This is a genomic window from Pseudomonas sp. NUPR-001 (assembly GCF_052147955.1).
In the GTDB taxonomy this organism is placed as follows: Bacteria; Pseudomonadota; Gammaproteobacteria; order Pseudomonadales; family Pseudomonadaceae; genus Aquipseudomonas.
Genome location: NZ_CP197353.1, coordinates 605295 through 623789, shown reverse-complemented (window position 1 = coordinate 623789; position 18495 = coordinate 605295). Strand labels below are relative to the sequence as shown.

Below are 18495 nucleotides of genomic sequence, written 5' to 3'. Positions count from 1 at the left end.
CCTGATGCTCAGGCCGTCGCAACCTGAATCATCTCGTCGTAATGTTTCTTGTCCACCTCTTCCAGCCACTGGAAGATGTTCCCGATGACGCTGTGGCTTTCGCCTGCCAAGTTTTCTGCGGATTCCTCTGTTATCTCAATAACGTCGCTATGTGAATACTTATTGATAAAGCGGTAGATTTTTTCTTTAAGCTCTGGTGTCGTGATGGTGCAATCTTTTAGGCCAGCCTCCATCAATTGACTAATGTCGCTTCGACGCCTTGGATATTTGAAGGTGAAAAACGATTCAACAAGCTTTCGGGCGAGGTTGGCGGTCAAGAACGCCTCATCTCGATTGAGTGTTGTGTGCGCCCTATATTCGTAGAGCTTCTTGAAGATATAGTGGTACTCGGAACCGTAGTTCTTGAGTGAGTCGTCGGCATCCACAAGTAGGGAGTGACGAGGGGAGCCAGGTGGCGCATCCAGGCGATAAAAGAAGCAATTCTCGGCGTTGCCTTTTTTGACTCGATTCCTATTGGTGCCAGTGAACCAGTCTCTCACTAGCTTAAAGTAAGTGAAGTTGTGAGTCAGCACAAAAAGTTGCTTGGCTTCAGTGCATTGCGTTCTCAAAAACGAGTAGGCGTGAAACAAGTGATTAGAATCAAAGCTTGAGACCGGATCGTCAACGACGACGATCGTATCCTTGATGTTATTTCCATTTTCTTTGAGCTTCGTGATGAAATAGACAAATGCAATCGCAGTTTTCTCACCTTCGCTCAAATTCCCATCGTGCTCACCAACCCCGTTTCTGATGATCTCATAGCCTTTCTTCTTCTGATTGAAGTTCAGGCAAAGCTCAGAGCGGCCAATGAAGCGATGCAGGATGTCATTGAACTCCTTTGCCCCGACCGTTTCATTCGAGAGCGCCGCTTCTATGGCTCCGACCTCTAGACTAATTTTTTCAATTTCCTTATGGTCGTTCTTTGCTTCTGACTCAAGGTCATTGCACTTCTTCTCACTTCCAGCATAGTCAAACTCTTGCACCTCAGCCGCAGCAAAGTGAAGCTCCAGTGCCACCTTGCTTTTTGAGGTCTCAGATTTGAAATTTGAAGTCTTATTGTTGTGCTTTCCAACGAGAGCAACAATCGATTTCAGGATGTCATTGAAATTGGTGACATCGTCTTCAACCACATCCGAGATCTGAATGTCTGTCTTCCCAGGGTCTGTGATCTTGGCCTTCAGGGCTTCCCGCCAGGCGTCGATTTGCTGGTCGATCTTTTCAGCAGCAGTTGCGTAGTCCTTTTGAAGCTTCTCTGCCTCGGCCGATAGTTCTTTATAAAACTCGGTCGATGCGGGAAACTGATTAGCTGGAGCGCCTTGAGATTCAATCCATGTCGCCGCGTTCTGAAGTCGGCTCTGAAACTCCGTGAACTCCTTGCTGAAGTGGGCAGCAAGCGCCTCGGCACGAAGCTGGGCGAACGGAGAGCCGCAGAACTCGCAGGATTGCGAGTCGTGGTTTTTATGGATTTCCAAGCCTGCTTGAACCCATTCGCGGATTTCCGGGTTATCGGTCAGCCGCTGGATTGCTTGATTGACCGCCGTAGTCCCAATCAAATCTCTGATGCGGCCCGCCGCTTTCTTAAAGTAGTCCGGCTCAATGGCCGTTGAGGCGAAAGCAATGCTTGGAAGCTGATCTGGCTTGGCGGCATTCGTAAGGTCGATAACCCTCTCATCTGGAAGAACCGACTCCGCCTTGATAATTGTCTCGCCGTTATTCTGTATGAAGTTGAAGAGCTTGCGGCGGTCGTAATTCAAGTAATAACTGTCGCTCGTATCAATCGCCTGAAGTCCAAGCTTCATTTTCTTGGCAGCATTGGTCAGGAACTTCTCTAATGCCTCACGCTGCTTCTTGATATCGCTTTGCTTGTCGTCGTGAGCCTTCTTTTTCGACTGAAGCTCGCTCTTCAGCTTCTCCAGCTTCTGCAAGTCATCAATCTTCTCTTTCGCAATAAGAAGGATGCTCTTTACGGATTTGTCCCAATCAATGTTCTCATGCACGAAGCGTTGATTGAAAACATGAATATTCAATTGGGATGAGTGGAGTGTGGATTCCGTGATCGTTGAGCCATCCTCCAGAACTACTGAAAATTGGCCCGTGCTGAAGCGGGGAACCATCGAGCGAAGCTCAAAGCAAGAGAATAGATTCGATAACGTTGACTTGCCTGTTCCATTCCAACCATAGACCAGGTTGTACCGGCCGAACTTTTGGATCTTCGTTCCATTGAAGTCGCTGAAGATTCCGAACTGTTTGAGGCGGTTGATGCAGACAATCATCTCTATATCTCCGTGTTCTTGCTTTCCCATCATTTGCTTGCGAAACAAATGGTAAACGAAGAGTCCTCTTGCGTCTCCGCTTCGCGGATCGCGCTGCTCCAGGTTCGCTAGTCGCTCATCCCTGGCGGGACTGGCTTCGCCAGCCTTCCGCATCGCTGACGCCTACGGCCCGGCTTCCAGCTTCGGGCCTGCGCGCTTCGCTTGCGTGCGGTCAGCACAAAGGGATGGCCGTTGCCTTGTCCAGCCGTCTCCCCTGACTTCATCACCTTACCCGCGACCGTAGCCCGCGACCGTGTGCCGTCAAGGCGCGCAGGGCCGTGTCCTCGGCTGCGCCTGCGGGCCGCACCAACCCTGCGCTTGGCTCCTTGACGGCCCCCGTCCGCGCGCTCCTTTGGGCGCGGGCGATGAACTCAGGAAAGACGGTGGCAACAGGGCCAACCGGGTTCCTCGTGCCGACCGCACCAAACAGCCGAAAGGCTGGGCTCCGAATCTAGAAATCCGGTGTGCGGTGTGAACAGCAAACCTCTTTTGTCAGGAGAAAGACCATGCAACTCGCATCCCGTTTCGCTTTCCGCTCCCCCTCGCTGCGCAGCGATTACCCGCTGTCCGACGACCAGATTCACCGCGTGGCCCCGTCCATCTTCGCGGATGCCCCGCACGAGAGCCGTTCGCAGCGGTACGCCTATATCCCCACCGCCGCCGTGCTGACCGAGCTTCGCAAAGAAGGCTTCCAGCCTTTCATGGTGACGCAAACCCGCGTGCGCGACGAAGGCAAGCGCGAGCACACCAAACACATGATTCGCTTGCGCCATGCCAGCCAGATCAACGGCGCGGAGGCCAACGAAATCGTGCTGCTGAACTCGCACGACGGCACCAGCAGCTATCAGATGCTGGCCGGAATGTTCCGGTTCGTGTGCAGCAATGGCCTTGTCTGCGGCAACACCGTGGCCGATGTGCGAGTGCCCCATAAAGGCGACGTGGCCGGTCTGGTCATTGAGGGGGCTTACGAAGTCTTGAGCGGTTTCGATCGGGTGAAGGAATCGCGCGATGCCATGCGCGGCATCACCTTGGACGATGGCGAATCCGAAGTGTTCGCCCGCGCCGCGCTCGCCCTCAAGTACGACGACCCCGACAAGCCCGCGCCCATCACGGAATCGCAAATCCTGATGCCGCGCCGCTTCGACGACCGCCGCCCCGACCTGTGGAGCGTGTTCAACCGCACCCAAGAAAACCTGACCCAAGGCGGGCTGCGTGGCCGCAGCGCCAACGGGCGCCGACAGCAAACCCGCCCGGTGCAGGGCATCGACCAAAACATCCGACTAAATCGCGCCCTCTGGCTGCTGGCCGATGGCATGCGCCAGTTGAAAGCCTGAATCCCCACGCGGCAGGGGCAGGCAGCAGCCCTTGTCGCTTTCTTCGCTGCTGCATCCCTGAACCGATAGGAGTTATCACCATGAACGCCGTTACCCAAACCGAAGCCCGCGCCATCAACACCGCCGCCGCTATCCCGCTGGAAGCCGCTGATCCGACCAAGAACCTGATTCTGGTTCCGCTGTCGCGGCTGGTGTCGCGTCCCACTGGCCGCAACGTGCGCAAGACCCCGCGCATGTCCATTCCCGAACTCGCCGCCAGCATCCAGCGTGTCGGCCTGCTGCAAAACCTCATCGTGATTGCCGCCGCCGATGGCGAGCATTACGAGGTCGTGGCCGGTGACCGTCGCCTCGCAGCGTTGAAGCTGCTGGCGAAAAAGCACCGCATTAGCAAGGAATGGGAGGTGCCTTGCCTGCTGGTGGCCGATGGCACCGCCCGCACGGCCAGCCTCACCGAGAACGTGCAGCGCGAAGCCATGCACCCCGCCGACCAGTTCGAGGCGTTCGCCGCGCTCGTGGCCGAAGGCCGCAGCATCGAGGACATTGCAGCGGATTTCAGCGTCACGCCGCTGGTGGTGCAGCGCCGTCTGAAACTCGCCAACGTGTCGCCGCGCCTGCTGGCCGACTACCGGGCCGAGGCCGTGAGCCTTGACCAGTTGATGGCCCTCGCCATCACCGACGACCATGCTGCGCAGGAAGCCGCGTTCTACGATGCGCCCACATGGCAGCGCGGCCCGCACAACCTGCGCGACCGCCTGACCGAACGCGAAATCGACGCCTACCGGCATCCGCTGGTGCGCTTTGTCGGGCTGGACGGCTACGAGCAGGAAGGCGGTGGCATCCGCCGCGACCTGTTCGCGGAGGGCGACAAAGGCGTGTATCTGACCGATGCCGCACTGCTGGAACGGCTGGCGCAGGACAAGCTGGCAGGTATCGCCGCCAAGGTGCAGGCCGAGGGCTGGGCGTGGGTGGATGCCACGCCGGGCATGACCCATGCCGATCTGCAAGCCTTCCAGCGTGCGCCAAGGGAACGCCGCAGTCCGAACAAGCGCGACGCGCAGCGCATCGAGAAGCTGCAAACCAAGCTGCACGAACTGGCCGAGGCGGTGGATGCCGCGCTGGACGACGAGGACGAGGAAAAGGCCGATGCCTTGCAGGAAGAAGGCGAACGCCTGGGCGAGCAGTTGCAGGCGCTGGAAGATGGCTTGCTGGACTATGCGGCCAACGTGAAGGCCGCAGCCGGTGCCATTGTCACCATCGACCGCGACGGGCAGGCCGCGATTCATCGCGGGCTGCTGCGCGAAGCGGAGGCCAAGGCACTGCGCACGCTGGAGCGGCTGCGGCAGGGTTTCGGCAGCGAAGGCGAAGCCGCGAACGAGGACGCAGGCGAGGACGACGAGCAGCCCAAGACCGCCGCCATGTCTGACCGACTGGCGCAGCGGTTGAGCGCGCACCGTACCGCTGCGCTGCAAATCGAAGTTGCACGGCATCCGCAAGCAGCGCTGGCCGCCGTGGTGCATGGCATGGTGCAGACCGTCTTGCAGGAAAGGCACTACGGGCACGACCTGCCGCTGGGTGTGCGCCTCACGGTGCAAGACCGGCTGGAAGGCATGGCCCCGGACTGGCCGGAATCACCCGCCGCCGTGGCGCTGCGCGAACTGCAACAGGTGGCAGGCGAAACCTTGCCGGAGGACAGCGCCGAACTGTTCGCCGCGCTGCTGGCGAAATCACAGGATGAACTGGTGCGGCTGTTGGCCGTGTGCTTAGCTTCCACGGTGGACGTGGTGACGCCTCGCGCCACGCCGCACCAGCCCGGCGCGGAACTGGCGCAGGCCGTGGGGCTGGATATGGCCGCGTGGTGGCAGCCCACCAATGAGGGTTACTTCCGGCATGTGCCGAAGGCCGCGATTCTGGAAGCCGTTGGCGGGTTCGCGCCCTCGCACGTCACCCGACTGGCGAAGTTGAAGAAGGGCGACATTGCCAGCGAAGCCGAACGGCTGGCCGCTGGCACCGGCTGGATGCCCGCCATCTTCCGCTCCGAAGGCCCGCAGCAGACCGGGCAGGACGCGCCGGCGGATGGCGAAGCCGAAGCACAGGAAGAAGTGGCCGCCGTGGCGGATGACCAGCCGCAGGCCGAGGCTTTGGCCGCGTGACTTCGCACCGTAGATAGCGCCCCGGTTCCGGCCGGGGCGCTTCATGTTGAGGATGCCTGCCATGACCCACCAACCCGCAAACCGCCCCCGCATAGCTGCGACCTATGCCTCCGGCACGGTGCGCGCCCGCCGCTGGCACGGCGACGGCGACGTGCGCGGCTACCGTCCGCCGCGTGGCTGGACGGCCCGCGCCGACCTGACCGATCTGCATCCCCTCACGGGCCGCGCCTTGCCGCGCGCCGTGTGGTGGATCATCGAAACCAAGGAATAACGAGCCGCACCGGCCCCAAGCCGTGCCGCCTTGGGGCCGGTGGTCGAAAACTCCGGGCGCGGCGGTGGCCGCGCCCGGTTTCACTGCTCAAAGCCAAAACGCCCCATCGCCGCCTTCGGACAGGCGGCGATGGGGCCACGCACAAGGGCGCTCGTGCGCGAAATCCACGAAGCCAGCAAGTGTGGCGGCGCATCGCGCCGCCAACGATTCGACCGAGCCCCGCCGCAATGGGCGGGGCTGGTGTGGCTACGCCCCGGCTTGCTGCGGCAGGTTGCACGAAAGCGTGCCGTCCCCGACGCTGGCGGTTCGTTGTCTGTACGTCACGAAAGACGGTTCACCGACACGCCGCCCAGCCTCGCTTCTATGGAGCTTCCACACCACGCCTCAGTATGTGGCCGTGAGCTGCGGCAGGGGCGCTCTGGCCTTGTCGTCGGGGCATTGACCTGGCCCGCGTCAGGGCGCAAGCCGGTGCAGCCGTCACGCGGGGATGCCGAGTTGGCCACGTCTCCATTCGGGAGCGGGCGGCCTGTGCGTCCTTGTCTTGTTGTGAATCCTGGCGGTGGCGCGGCTGCGCCTTGTGCTTGATGGCCGCAACCTTGCAGCGAAAACAATTTCCCCTGCGCTGCGCGCATTCCTCGCGGGACAAATTCTTTTCGCTTCCAGGTTCTCCACGTTGTTGCGACCGCTGTGCGGTGCGACCAGCCCATCCCCCGCCGGCCGGATCACAACAAGGACGCACTGGCGCGACCTTGTTCAACCCGAAAGGAGAAACATCATGGCTAACATCGGCACCTTCACCGCAGAGAAAGACGGCTTCACCGGCACGCTTCGCACCCTGACGCTCAACGTCAAGGTCAAGCTGGTTCCCAACGACAAGGGCGACACCGAGAACGCCCCCGACTTCCACCTGCAAGCGGCTGGCCACGAAGTCGGCGCAGCGTGGAAGAAGACCAGCGAGGCCGGGCGGGAATACCTGTCCGTATCCATCGACGACCCTTCGTTCCCGGCGACGGTCTATGCCCGCCTGATCGAGAACGAGGACGGCACGCACGACCTGATCTGGTCGCGCAACAAGCCGAAGGCGGCCTGACAGCCGCTTACCGCGTCCCGCCCACTGCGGCGGGGCGCGATGCTGCTGATCGCAGCACCGCACGCGCAGGATTTCTGCTGCTGCCGCGTGCTGGATACGCCCGTCACGGCGGGCCTGCATGCGTGCCTTGTGGCTCGCAATCCGTGTCAACGAGCGGTGTGTGGCGTGTCGGCGCTGTAAGCGCCGCCGGGCTTTCGGGCTTCGCCCCGTGCCGGCAAGCCGTCACGGCCATCCGGCTTCAATCCCTCACGCCTTCGCGCCTGCGGCGCTGCGCGCTCCGCTTGCTGCAATTCAGTACCACACGCCAACGCGCTAAGGCGTGTCGGGCTCTTCCAATATCGCCCTGAGTTCCTGGCGCACCTGTGCCAGCAATTCATCAGCTTCGCGGGTGCTGTCACCGGCATAAGCCAATGTGAGCAGCGTGAGCGGATGCACTTCCATGACCTCGCACAGATCGGCCAGCTTCTGGATGGTTGGGCTTTTCAGGTCGCGCTCCAGCGTGCTCATGTAGGTGCGACTGGACACGTTGGAGAACGCTTCCTGGCTCAAACCACGCGCCTTCCTTACCGTCCGAATCGCCGCTGCCAATGAGTTCTTCGCTGCCACCTATGGTTTCCCCAAAAAACCAAGATGACAGCCCATTGCGCCCTATAGGACTACAATCTATAGTGTTCATTTGGTGGTGATGTTTTCCTTTTCCGTGCTTTTACGGAGATCCGCATCTGCGGATTTCCTCAGACCCAGGGAACCGCATCCGTGTCTTTCCTGACTTCCACCAATACGCCTTCGTGCCTCTCCGCTTTTGCGGCTTCGTGCGCTTGCGCATACGTGCATCCGTCCGCAGGCACAGATGCGCCTCGGCGATTGCGTGTGTTCGTGGAAGGGGCGCGGCCTTGACCACGCTTGTCACCGAGGAAGACCGGGTGCACCTACTGGCCCACGGCCTCACCCGCGCCGCAGGCCAGGAATGTGACCCGCTGCCCGTGGTGCGCCTGTTCACACCGGACGCACATGCGACCTGGCTATTGGCCGCGCTCGATCCGACCGATGGCGATACGGCCTACGGCCTGATCGACCTCGGGATCGGGATGCCTGCCCTGGCGACGGTGAAGCTGTCCGATCTGGCGTCCATCGTCGGGCCGCTCAAGCAGCCCGTGATACGAGATCGGTATTTCCAGCCGACGCGGCCGCTGTCGGAATACGTTCGACTGGCTCAGGAAAACGGTTCGATCACCGATTGACGCATTCCAGCGCGACCAGGCAAAAAGTATCGCATTGTGACTATTTCGGTCTTAGCCAAGACCTGGCAAGTCTTGATCCGCATGCTTGCACCAGGGTGGTGCGCTCCTGACCAAAACAGTCATGATGCCAGGCGCGAGATTCGGCACGGTGTTCAATGCTGCACCCCATTTCCGGGCGGTGCAGTCGTCGCATTTAGACGATTTCGGCAATGCACTGGAGCGAATCTGTCTTGACACCAGCAGTTAAAGCGTAACCCGAGTTTGATGACCACTTGATGGCGATTCGATAGCTCCCGCACAGCGGAATTGTGGCGACGTTCCCAGAAACAGGGAGGTTTCGCCATGACTGACCGCAGCAGCCAACACTGGTATCCCACGGCCGCGTATCTCTACACGCTGCACCTCGATGGCCCAGCGCTGGCTTGGGAGTATTTGCGCAGGAATCCAAGCTACCGGCGCGACTGGCTACGCCGGCGTCGCAAGCCTGATGCGGCGCAGGCCTGGGGCCTGCGCCTGCTGGAAGATCCCGGCCTGGATGCGCGCGACGCACATCCTGCTTGGTTCCCCGATCACGATGCCGTGGTGCAGCTATACCCCGACGCCGACCCACCACCCGATGCGCATACCTTCGAGTTCTGGCGCATTCCTGGGCGCAAGCAACTGACCCACGACGGCAAGCGCCTGGTGCTCGTATCGCATTGGCCAGGCTGCTGCGTTCGGCTGGCACTCGCACCCGACCTGGAAGATGGTTCGGCCTATCTCTACGCCACACGCGCCTGCGCCACGCCCTGTGCGCGCTACCGCACGCTCGCTGCGAAGCTGGATGCGCTATCTGCCGCAACCGTGGCCACGCCTGTGGCAACAGCCCGCTCCCGCCCCACGCCCGCCGCGCTGCTGGAACTGCATACCTTGCAAGCGCTCGACGCGACCCTCGCGGGAGCCTCCTTGCGCGAGGTGGGCGAAGGTCTGTTCGGCGCGGATGCCGTCGCGGCCGACTGGCACAAAGACAGTGCATTGCGTGCCCGCGTACGGCGGCTGGTACGCCGCGGCGATGAGCTGATGCACGGCGGCTACCGCCGACTAGCGCAGCTTCCAATGTTCCCGTCGCATTAGGGGGGACGTTTCTCGACCCGTGCGAATCGTCCCTTAGCAAGAAGCCTTGCTTTCTTGAGAGTGCCTCTATCCGGCCGCGTGGTGTGGCCGGGCTTGATGGAGGTACATCCCATGCGACCTGCTCCCTCGCGGCCTGCCGCCGCTGCCGTCACTGCGACCTCGCAGCCTCAACGCTACCTGACAAACGACGAAGCCGCCGACTACCTGCGGCTGTCGCCGCGCACGCTGGAGAAGCAGCGGGTGATCGGCGGCGGCCCCAAGTTCCGCAAGTTCGGCCGCCGCGTCATGTACGCGGTGTCCGACCTCGATGCCTGGGCCGACCAGCGCAGCTACGAGGCCACGTCCGATCCCGAATACGCCGAGCGCCACGCGGGCGACTACCGTGATGGCCGCTGATCGTCGGCGCGTGGGTGGCCTTCGCCATGTCCAGCCCGCCAGGGCAAGCCTTGCCGCAGCGCGAACAGCTCGATCTGTTCCGCGCGCTGCCGGGCGACATGGCGCCACGCGATTCCCAGGACTTGATGGCCTTTCCGTTCTTCTCGCTTGCCAAGTCGCGGCGCACGGCGCCGATCGACTTCCGCAGCGGGAACGTCACCATTCGCGTGGAAGGCACGCAGGAGCACGGCATCGCAACGATATGGGATGCCGACGTGCTGATATGGGCCGCCTCGCAGATCGTGGAGGCGCGCGACGCGGGCCTGCGCCCGTCGCGCTGGATACGCGCCACGCCTTACGAGATTTTGCGCTTCATCGGGCGCGGCACGTCCCTCAACGACTACCAGCGCCTGAAGGCCGCCCTCGACCGGCTGCAATCGACCACGGTGGCCACGTCCATCCGCGAAACCACGGGAAGGCGCTTGCATCGCTTCTCGTGGATCAACGAGTGGAAGGAACTCGCCGACGCCAGCGGCACCCCGCTGGGCATCGAGCTGATCTTGCCGGACTGGTTCTATGCCGGCGTGCTCGACGCCGCCCTGGTGCTGACCATCGACCCGGCCTATTTCCGCTTGAAGGGCGGTATCGAACGCTGGCTGTACCGCCTGGTGCGCAAGCATGGCGGGCGGCAGGAGCACGGCTGGCAATTCGACTTCCGACACCTGTACCGCAAATCCGGCAGCGCGGCCCGCTTCTCGGACTTCGCCTACGACGTGCGCGCCCTGGTGGCGCGGCAGTCGTTGCCCGGCTACGTCCTCGGCATCGAGCGGATGCCGGACGACAACACCGAGCTGCTGACCTTCCGGCCCGTGCCGCACGCGGCACGGGGATAACTGCGGGAGAACCTGTGGACGGCCTCGTGCTATCAGGAGTACCGGGTATCGTGCTATCAGGAGTACGACCCTCGTGCTATCAGGAGTACGAAAACGCCGGAAAGCCAACAACGGCGCGGGTTTGCGTTCCCTCTAACTTACCTAACAAGAAATACATAACTTTTAGTAGAAGCGCGCCGTTTCGGTGGACAACCACGAAACGGCACGGCCAGGCCGGCTTTCCAGCTCGGAGGGCCGCGCCATGATCTTCGCGTTTCTCAACCAGAAAGGCGGCGTCGGCAAGACCACGCTCGCCACGCACATCGCCGGCGAACTGGCGATGCGCGGCCTGCATGTCATCCTGCTGGATGCCGACCCGCAGGGGTCATCGCTCGACTGGACGCAGCGGCGTAGCCAGCAGGGCCTGCCCCGTCTGTTCAGCGCCGTGGGCCTTGCCCGCGAAACGCTGCATCAGGAAGCGCCAGAACTCGCCAGGCGGGCCGATCACATCATCATCGACGGCCCGCCGCGCATCGCCGCCCTCGCGCGTTCCGCGCTGCTGGCGGCCGAGCGCGTGCTGATCCCCGTGCAGCCCAGCCCCTACGACGTATGGGCTTCTGCCGAGATGGTCGCACTGATCCGCGAAGCACAGGTGTTCCGGCCAGCGCTGCGCGCGGCCTTCGTCATCAACCGGCGCGTCAGCACCACCATCATCGGCAGGGAGGCACGGCAATCGCTGGCCGAACAGCCGCTGCCCGCGCTGCGCTCGGAGATCCACCAGCGCATCGTCTTTGCCGACAGCGTAGCCGCTGGCCGGCTCGCCCGCGAAACCGCGCCCGACAGCGCCGCTGCCCGCGAGATCGCCGCGCTCACCGACGAACTGCTGCGGTGGCCGACATGACTGGGAAGCCACCACCACGCAGCAAGCGCGTCGGCATCGGTGCGCGTCCCCCAGCGAATCCGCACGCCGAAGCGTGGATTCGCCAGGGCGACGCAGATGCCGTGCAGAAAGGCGACCTCTACACCGCTCGACTGACGCTCGACATCACGCCCGCCATGCGGGCGCGCATCAAGGTGTCGGCCTTCACGCGAGGCGTGACCGTAGCCGAACTGCTGCGCGACCTGCTGGAGCGGGAGTTTCCCCCGGAGGGCACGCCGTGAACGCATCCGCTTCGACCGCCCACACCCCCAAAGCAAGTGCGCCCACGGCTGCGCCGCCGCCGGCGCCTTCGACACTCGCCGGCCAGGCCGGCAACGTGCCGCTGACGCGCGTGGCGCTGGCCTACATCGAACCGCGCTTCAAGCTCTACCTGCGCTTCGGCGAACCGGCGCGCACGCTCCAGCTCGACCGCTGGCGGCGCTGCGCCGTGTTCCTGCCGAACGCGGTTCTGTGCCGCATCCGTTGGCAGGCCAACGACTACGGCACGATCCGCTGGCAGCTCATGGTGATGCAGACCGCCACGCCGCTGGACGCCGTGCAGCGCATCCCCGGCGTGCAGCCGGGCGCGCGTCTGCTGCTGCACGCCGAAGGCGATGCCAACGTGCGCGCCGTGCTGGAACGCATCGACGGCATCGAGGCGCTGGGCATCGCAGCCGCAGACACATCGCCCGCGTACTGGCGCACGCTCGCGAACCGGCTCGCAGCGCGCTCGGCGCTACCCACATACACCGCAGAACGGCACGCCGCCTGGCTGGCCGGGAGGGCATTGCCATGACCACGATTTCCACGACCGGCCCCGTGCCGCATCCTCGCTCGCGCCTGCGCGCTCGCCTCGTGCTGGCAGGCTTCGCCACCGTCGGCCTCGCTGCGCTGGCCTGGGCGGCGTTCGTGCAGCCCCTGCCGCGAATGGCCTACAACCCGTCCGACAGCGTGGCGGTCGGTTGGTATCGCATCGAACCGTTCGACCCGCGCACCGCCTCGCGGCCACGTCCGCTGTCCGTGGACAGCATCGTGCTGATGCCGCTGCCCGACAGGGCCGCCATGCTGGCTGCGCAGCGCGGCTACCTGCCGACCCGCGTTCCGCTGCTCAAACGTGTGGGCGCAGTCGCGCCACAACACGTTTGCATCGTCGCCGGCCAGGTTCGCATCGACGGCGTGCCGGTGGCCGCCGCCCTGCCTGCCGACCGGCTGGGCCGGCCGCTGCCATCCTTGCAGCTTTGCCGCCGTCTCCAACCGGGCGAACTGTTCCTGTTGAGCGCGACCAACCCGGCGTCGTTCGACAGCCGCTATTTCGGGCCGGTCAGCGCGTTCGCCGTGATCGGCGTTGCGCATCCGATCTGGCTGGAGACACGTCCATGATGGCCGCCGATTCGCTGCACTTTGCCGCGCCTCTCATCGTGCCATCGGGCATGTCGTTCTACTGTTCGTCGCCGTGTCGTCGCGCGTGCAGTGCGGGTGCATTCGCACCGCACTTCGCGCTGCCTTCGGCGCAGCCGCCCAACGTGCAGGCGTCTTGCCTCGAACGCGCCTGGCCTGCGGCCATTGGCGTGTTCGCCGGCGGGCTGGCTGCTCGTGCAGCAGCGCCGCCGGGCCGCCGATGCCCGGAGCGGGAGCGAGGGGCAAAGGCGGAAGGCAAGACAAAAGGACGCGGCACCGGGCCGCGTCGAAAGCCAGTCTGCACATGGGGGTTGCGCGGCACGGAACGGTTTTGCCGCCGTGCCGCTTGTGGCGCGAGGCCCGCGCCAATGCAGGCATGTCCGCGTGCTTTGCACGACCAGACACGCCGGAGCTTGCAGAGGGCATAACCATGACCGACCGCCGCGACGACGATTTCCGCATCCGCCCCAGTGCCCCGAAGAACCGGGGCCAGGGCTTCGTCTCCAAGGTGCTCAAGCAGGCGGGCAAGGCCAGCGGAGGCAAGTCCTCGGTGCGCCGTCCGGCGTCGGCGCGTGGCACCGGCCAGCGGCCCGGCTCGCGCCTCGGGCGGGGCCATACGGCGGCGCGCTTCGCGGGGGCGAAGCTCACGCCCATGTCGCGGCGCGTGACCATCAAGACGCTGCTGGTCAACCAGCGCCAGGCCAGCCCGCAGTCGCTCGCCAAGCACCTGCGCTACATCGAGCGCGATGGCGTGGGCCGCGATGGCGAGCCGGGCCAATCCTACGGGCCGCAGACCGATGCGGCCGACCTCGACGTCTTCAAGGAACGCTGTGCCGACGACCGACACCATTTCCGCTTCATCCTCTCGCCCGAGGATGGCGCGGAACTCGAAGACCTGCGCACCTACACGCGGCACCTCATGGGCCGCATGGAGGCCGACCTGGGCACGGGCCTCGATTGGGTGGCGGTCAACCACTGGAATACCGACAACCCGCACACGCACATCGTCGTGCGCGGGCGCGACGACACCGGCAAAGACCTCATCATCGCGGGCGACTACATCGCGCACGGTTTCCGCCATCGCGCCGCCGAACTGGCGACCGAATGGCTAGGGCCACGCACCGAGCTGGAGATCCAGCAGACCTTGCAGCGCGAGGTGGAACAGGAGCGATGGACGAGCCTGGATCGCACCCTGCAACGCGAGGCCGGCGAGGATGGCTGGGTGCAGATCGAACGCTTCAACAAACCGCGGCTGCAACGCCAGCGCCTGTTGCTGATCGGCCGCCTACAACGCTTGCAGCGCCTGGGCCTGGCCGACGAAATGCAGCCCGGCACCTGGGCCGTCCATGCCGACGCGGAAAAGACCCTGCGCGTCCTGGGCGAGCGTGGCGACATCATCCGCACCATGCAGCGGGCCATGCGCGGCGAGCCGCGCGAGCTGGCGGTGTTCGAGCCGGGAGACGACGGCCGAACCATCCTCGGCCGCGTGGCCGCGAAGGGGCTGGCCGACGAGCTGCGAGACCGGGGCTATCTGGTCATCGACGGGGTGGATGGCAAGGCCCACTACGTCGCGCTCAACGCCCGCGACGAGCTGGCGAACTACCCAGCCGGTGCCGTGGTGGAGGTGAAGGGATCGGCCGACCTGCGCGCCGCCGACAAGAACATCGCCGCACTGGCGAGCGGTGGCCTGTACCGCACCGATCATCACCTCGCCATCGCGCAGGGTCAGGCCGTACCGGGCCGCGATCCGCAGGAAGTCGTCGCGGTCCACGTCCGCCGGCTCGAAGCCCTGCGCCGGGCCGGCATCGTGGAGCGCGTGGCCGAAGGGCTATGGAAGGTGCCGGACGACCTGGCCGAGCAGGGCCGCCGCTACGACGCGCAGCGCCTGGGCGGCGTGGCCGTTGAACTGAAATCGCACCTGCCCATAGAGCGGCAGGCCCGCGTGATCGGGGCCACCTGGCTTGACCAGCAGTTGATCGGCGGCGGCTCGGGCCTGGGCGACCTGGGCTTTGGTGGCGAGGCCAAGCAGGCGATGCAGCAGCGCGCCGACTTCCTGGCGGAACAGGGATTGGCAGAGCGTCGCGGGCAGCGCGTGATCCTGGCGCGCAACCTGCTGGGCACGTTGCGCAACCGGGAACTGGCGCAGGCTGCGAAGGACATTGCTGCCGAAACCGGCCTGGAACATCGCCCGGTGGCCGATGGGCAGCGCGTGGCCGGCATCTACCGGCGCTCTGTCATGCTCGCCAGCGGACGCTACGCCATGCTCGATGACGGCATGGGTTTCAGCCTGGTGCCGTGGAGGCCGGTGATCGAACAACGGCTGGGGCAGCAGATCGCCGCAGCGGTGCGCGGCGGCGGGGTGTCGTGGGAGGTGGGACGACAGAGAGGGTCGGCCATTTCCTGAACCTCATTTATTCAGTTAGCCGCACGGGATCGGCTGTCGGGCATCACGTGTGCTCGATCAACATGACGGCGGTGGTTCTGGCTTCGAGCGCCTCGAACATGTGGGCCTCGTCAGCCGAATAGCTCGCATAGTCGCCTGCGGACAGCTCTACCGGGTGCCCGACCGGCCCCAACCTGGCACGTCCGTGACAAATGACGACATGTTCGAGCGTTCCCGGGAGATGCGGATCGGACAGCCGTGGCGCTCCAGGCTCGACCACGAGCCGGTAGAGATCACGCTGAACGCCGGCCGGGCAGACCGCCAGCAGGGTGGCCGCGTAGTGGGCCTGTTCCGAAGCCACGGTGGCCCCTTCATCGGCGCGGATGACCTGAACGCGGCTTCTCGGTTGGGCGATCAACCGGGTCACCTGGACGTCCAGCGCCATAGCCAAGGCCCAGAGCGTTTCCAAGCTCGGGTTGCCGACACCCGCTTCAAGCTGCGACAGCGTGGACTTGGCGATGCCGGCCCGCTTGGCCAACTCGGAAATGGAAAGGCCCAAACGCTCTCGTTCACGTTTGATTGACGCCGCCAGCAGGCCGATTGGCGAGGGCGGGGAGGTTTGGGAAGGGGGCGTCATTGTGTTCTCCAGAACAAACGATCGTTCGACTTGACGAACGATATGCTTCTGATCATCATATCGGTCAATTGTTCTATTCGTCGATCGATTTGATTTTTCTTCACCGCCAATGAACACCAAAACTCGGGGAATCATGGAGATGACCACGGCGATGGTCATATCCGGCACGGTCGGCTGGTTCGTGCTCGAAACACGGATGCCGGCCGCTTCCGTCGTGTTCTGGCGCTGTGCATTCGGGGCGGTTGCCATGCTGTTGGCCTGCGCTGGCCTGGGCCTGCTGCGCCGGGGCGTACTCGACGCCAGGCAGGCGGGACTGGCTGCGCTGGGCGGCGTGGCCTTGATCGCCAACTGGGTCTTGCTGTTCACCGCCTACTCGCACGCCTCCATCTCTGTCGCCACCGTGACCTACCACACTCAGCCCTTCATGCTGGTGGCGTTGGGGGCGCTGTTCTTCGGCGAAAAGCTGACGGCGAACAAGCTCGGATGGTTGGGTGTGGCCTTCGGTGGCGTCGTGCTGATCGTCATCGGCGGCCAGCAGGCCGGCTCGCACGCTCCGGGTTACCTGGCCGGCATCGGCTTGGCACTGGCGGCCGCGTTCTTCTATGCCATCGCCGCGGCCATCACCAAGAGTCTCAAGGGCGTTCCACCGCACGTGATCGTCGTGATTCAGATGATCGTGGGCAGCGTGCTTCTGGCGCCGTTTGCCCTCTGGCCCGATGGCGCATCCTCGCCCCATGCCTGGGGCCTCCTGCTGGCCATCGGCTTCATCCACACCGGCCTGATGTCCACACTGCTGTACGGCGCGATCCAGAAGATATCGACCGCGCTGGTGGGGGTGCTTTCGTTCGTCTATCCGATCGTCGCCATCGTGGTCGATGCCTGGGCATTCGACCACCTGCTGGGCGCGATGCAGATCGTCGGGGCCGTCGCCATCCTGGCTGCCGTGGCGGGGATGAATCTCGGATGGAACCTTTTCCATCTGGATCGTAGAAACGCTTAGCCTATGGAACTACGCCACTTGCGCTGCTTCTTTGCGGTCGCCGAAGAACTTCACTTCGCCCGTGCGGCCGAGCGGCTGCACATCGAGCAGTCACCGCTGTCGCGTGCCATCAAGGAGCTAGAAGAAGAACTGGGCGTGGTGCTGTTTGCCCGTACCACGCGAAGCACGCGCCTGACCCGTGCGGGCAAGCTGTTCCTGGATCATGTGCCGCGCGTCTTCGCCGCCTTGCAGCAGGCGCGCGACAGCGTGAAGGCGGCCGCCAACGGCTTCCACGGCCAGTTGCGTATCGCCTTGTCCGACGGCATCACGCCGTCGCGGCTACCTGCCTTGCTGGCGCTGTGCCGCCAAGAAGAACCCGAAGTTGAACTCCGGTTCTTCGAGGTGCCATTGTCTCAGCAGATCAAAGGTCTACATGACGATCTGTACGACGTGGGGTTTGCGCAGTCCGATGAAGTGGGCGACGGCATCGTCACCGCGCCCGCATGGAGCGATGCGCTCATGGTGGCGGTGCCCGCGCGGCATCCGTTACTGGCCCACAAACGCATCCCTTTGGATGAACTGCTGCGCTACCCGCTGGTGCTGTGCGACCCACAGGTATGCGAGGGTCTTGCCAAGCACGTCGAACGGGTGCTGCGCCGGACAGACATGGAGCCATTGATTGCCGAGCGGGTGGCCTCCTGCGATCTGATGATGGCGCTGGTCTCCGCAGGTTTCGCGCTGGGCCTGACTGGTGAGGCGCACATTGCCGCCAGCCGCGAGCCGGGCGTGGTGGCCCGGCCACTAGCATCGCGTGTGCCGCCGTTGACGACCTACTTGCTGCGCCTTGAGGGCGATCCGTCCAATGAGCTGGCGCGCTTCATCGAGCGCGTGCAGGCCATCGAATCGCCGGAAGCTCCCAAGCATTGCCCTGATTCCCCGGATGCACCTGCGCCATGAAAAGAATCATCCCGCTTTTACTGTTCGCCGCGATGACTGCCTGCGGCCAGTCCGAGGCGCCTCAGAAGGCCAACATTTCGGAGGCGAATATTCCGACGGTGGAGGAACTGGCCGCCAACCCTGAACGACTCAAGGAACTGCGCCAGCAGTGCAAGACCGATCGCCCCAGGCTGGGCGACGTGTTGTGCAACCGGGTCGCCGAAGCCACACGCAAGCGGTTCTATGGCGACGGTGCAACGCCATACAATCCGCCGAAGGAACCACCAAAATTTTGAGCATTACGTGGTTGAGCGTTTCAAGGATCGTGACTATGATCAGCGTCCTGCCAATAAGAGAATGCGGAGATGCATGTCAGGCTGGTGAACTTGCGTTTGGTCCACCGCCTGCATGCCCTCAAACCGAGCCGCGCTATCGCTTGGATGTTG

The 18495-nt window shown here is 63.8% G+C and carries 19 protein-coding genes; 16 read left to right on the top strand and 3 right to left on the bottom strand.

Annotation, left to right across the window (positions count from 1 at the left end; translation table 11 throughout):
- Nucleotides 1-8: 8 nt before the first annotated feature.
- Nucleotides 9-2465: an ATP-binding protein gene (locus tag ACP6KB_RS02915; RefSeq protein WP_001223964.1), complete on the bottom strand. Its 2457-nt coding sequence runs from the start codon at nt 2463-2465 to the stop codon at nt 9-11.
- Nucleotides 2466-2857: 392 nt separating this feature from the next.
- On the opposite strand from ACP6KB_RS02915, the gene ACP6KB_RS02910 reads away from it, so the two are divergent.
- From ACP6KB_RS02910 to ACP6KB_RS02895, 4 genes are all read left to right on the top strand, one after another.
- Nucleotides 2858-3685: a DUF932 domain-containing protein gene (locus ACP6KB_RS02910; protein ID WP_003092327.1), complete on the top strand. Its 828-nt coding sequence runs from the start codon at nt 2858-2860 to the stop codon at nt 3683-3685.
- 80 nt (nt 3686-3765) lie between these two features.
- Nucleotides 3766-5835, top strand: a complete 2070-nt coding sequence (locus ACP6KB_RS02905) for a ParB/RepB/Spo0J family partition protein (protein WP_000994919.1) — start codon at nt 3766-3768, stop codon at nt 5833-5835.
- A 61-nt stretch (nt 5836-5896) separates the two neighbouring features.
- Nucleotides 5897-6106, top strand: coding sequence for a hypothetical protein (locus ACP6KB_RS02900; protein WP_022580212.1), 210 nt, complete (start codon nt 5897-5899; stop codon nt 6104-6106).
- Nucleotides 6107-6881: 775 nt separating this feature from the next.
- Nucleotides 6882-7196, top strand: coding sequence for a DUF736 domain-containing protein (locus tag ACP6KB_RS02895; RefSeq protein WP_001273857.1), 315 nt, complete (start codon nt 6882-6884; stop codon nt 7194-7196).
- Nucleotides 7197-7508: 312 nt separating this feature from the next.
- Here ACP6KB_RS02895 and ACP6KB_RS02890 read toward each other — a convergent pair whose 3' ends face one another.
- On the bottom strand, nt 7509-7802 hold the full coding sequence (locus ACP6KB_RS02890) for a helix-turn-helix domain-containing protein (protein ID WP_006379425.1): 294 nt from the start codon (nt 7800-7802) through the stop codon (nt 7509-7511).
- A gap of 287 nt (nt 7803-8089) precedes the next feature.
- On the opposite strand from ACP6KB_RS02890, the gene ACP6KB_RS02885 reads away from it, so the two are divergent.
- The 9 genes from ACP6KB_RS02885 to ACP6KB_RS02845 all read left to right on the top strand — a co-directional run bounded on the left by ACP6KB_RS02885 (nt 8090) and on the right by ACP6KB_RS02845 (nt 15518).
- Nucleotides 8090-8437 (top strand): DUF2958 domain-containing protein, encoded by a 348-nt coding sequence (locus ACP6KB_RS02885; protein WP_016487838.1) that lies wholly within the window; start codon nt 8090-8092, stop codon nt 8435-8437.
- A gap of 342 nt (nt 8438-8779) precedes the next feature.
- Entirely contained in the window at nt 8780-9550 is a 771-nt protein-coding gene (locus ACP6KB_RS02880) for a DUF2285 domain-containing protein (protein ID WP_003092318.1), read from the top strand.
- 111 nt (nt 9551-9661) lie between these two features.
- Complete coding sequence (locus ACP6KB_RS02875) at nt 9662-9946, top strand: helix-turn-helix transcriptional regulator (protein WP_001247107.1); 285 nt, start codon at nt 9662-9664, stop codon at nt 9944-9946.
- A gap of 26 nt (nt 9947-9972) precedes the next feature.
- On the top strand, nt 9973-10818 hold the full coding sequence (locus ACP6KB_RS02870) for a replication initiator protein A (RefSeq protein WP_022652188.1): 846 nt from the start codon (nt 9973-9975) through the stop codon (nt 10816-10818).
- Between the two features lie 241 nt (nt 10819-11059).
- On the top strand, nt 11060-11698 hold the full coding sequence (parA, locus tag ACP6KB_RS02865) for a ParA family partition ATPase (RefSeq protein WP_003092312.1): 639 nt from the start codon (nt 11060-11062) through the stop codon (nt 11696-11698).
- Entirely contained in the window at nt 11695-11958 is a 264-nt protein-coding gene (locus ACP6KB_RS02860; protein ID WP_000147048.1) for a hypothetical protein, read from the top strand. Before parA ends, ACP6KB_RS02860 begins: the two co-directional genes overlap by 4 nt.
- Entirely contained in the window at nt 11955-12512 is a 558-nt protein-coding gene (locus tag ACP6KB_RS02855) for a DUF2840 domain-containing protein (protein WP_023093372.1), read from the top strand. The genes ACP6KB_RS02860 and ACP6KB_RS02855 overlap by 4 nt, the downstream gene beginning before the upstream one ends.
- Nucleotides 12509-13096: a S26 family signal peptidase gene (locus ACP6KB_RS02850; protein WP_003092304.1), complete on the top strand. Its 588-nt coding sequence runs from the start codon at nt 12509-12511 to the stop codon at nt 13094-13096. The genes ACP6KB_RS02855 and ACP6KB_RS02850 overlap by 4 nt, the downstream gene beginning before the upstream one ends.
- Nucleotides 13097-13544: 448 nt before the next feature.
- Complete coding sequence (locus ACP6KB_RS02845) at nt 13545-15518, top strand: relaxase/mobilization nuclease domain-containing protein (protein WP_442111938.1); 1974 nt, start codon at nt 13545-13547, stop codon at nt 15516-15518.
- A 43-nt stretch (nt 15519-15561) separates the two neighbouring features.
- On the opposite strand, the gene ACP6KB_RS02840 is transcribed toward ACP6KB_RS02845, so the two are convergent.
- Nucleotides 15562-16293 carry a helix-turn-helix domain-containing protein gene (locus tag ACP6KB_RS02840; RefSeq protein WP_198421454.1) on the bottom strand — a complete coding sequence of 244 codons (732 nt, stop codon included), beginning with the start codon at nt 16291-16293 and terminating at the stop codon, nt 15562-15564.
- Here ACP6KB_RS02840 and ACP6KB_RS02835 point away from each other — a divergent pair.
- From ACP6KB_RS02835 to ACP6KB_RS02825, 3 genes are read left to right on the top strand one after another with little or no spacing between them, the layout of a single operon-like run.
- Nucleotides 16274-17134 carry a DMT family transporter gene (locus ACP6KB_RS02835; RefSeq protein WP_232108967.1) on the top strand — a complete coding sequence of 287 codons (861 nt, stop codon included), beginning with the start codon at nt 16274-16276 and terminating at the stop codon, nt 17132-17134. The two genes, ACP6KB_RS02840 and ACP6KB_RS02835, sit on opposite strands and share 20 nt — an antisense overlap.
- Nucleotides 17135-17137: 3 nt before the next feature.
- Entirely contained in the window at nt 17138-18070 is a 933-nt protein-coding gene (locus tag ACP6KB_RS02830) for a LysR family transcriptional regulator (protein WP_442111935.1), read from the top strand.
- Nucleotides 18067-18345, top strand: coding sequence for an EexN family lipoprotein (locus tag ACP6KB_RS02825; protein WP_012076320.1), 279 nt, complete (start codon nt 18067-18069; stop codon nt 18343-18345). The genes ACP6KB_RS02830 and ACP6KB_RS02825 overlap by 4 nt, the downstream gene beginning before the upstream one ends.
- Nucleotides 18346-18495: the final 150 nt, after the last annotated feature.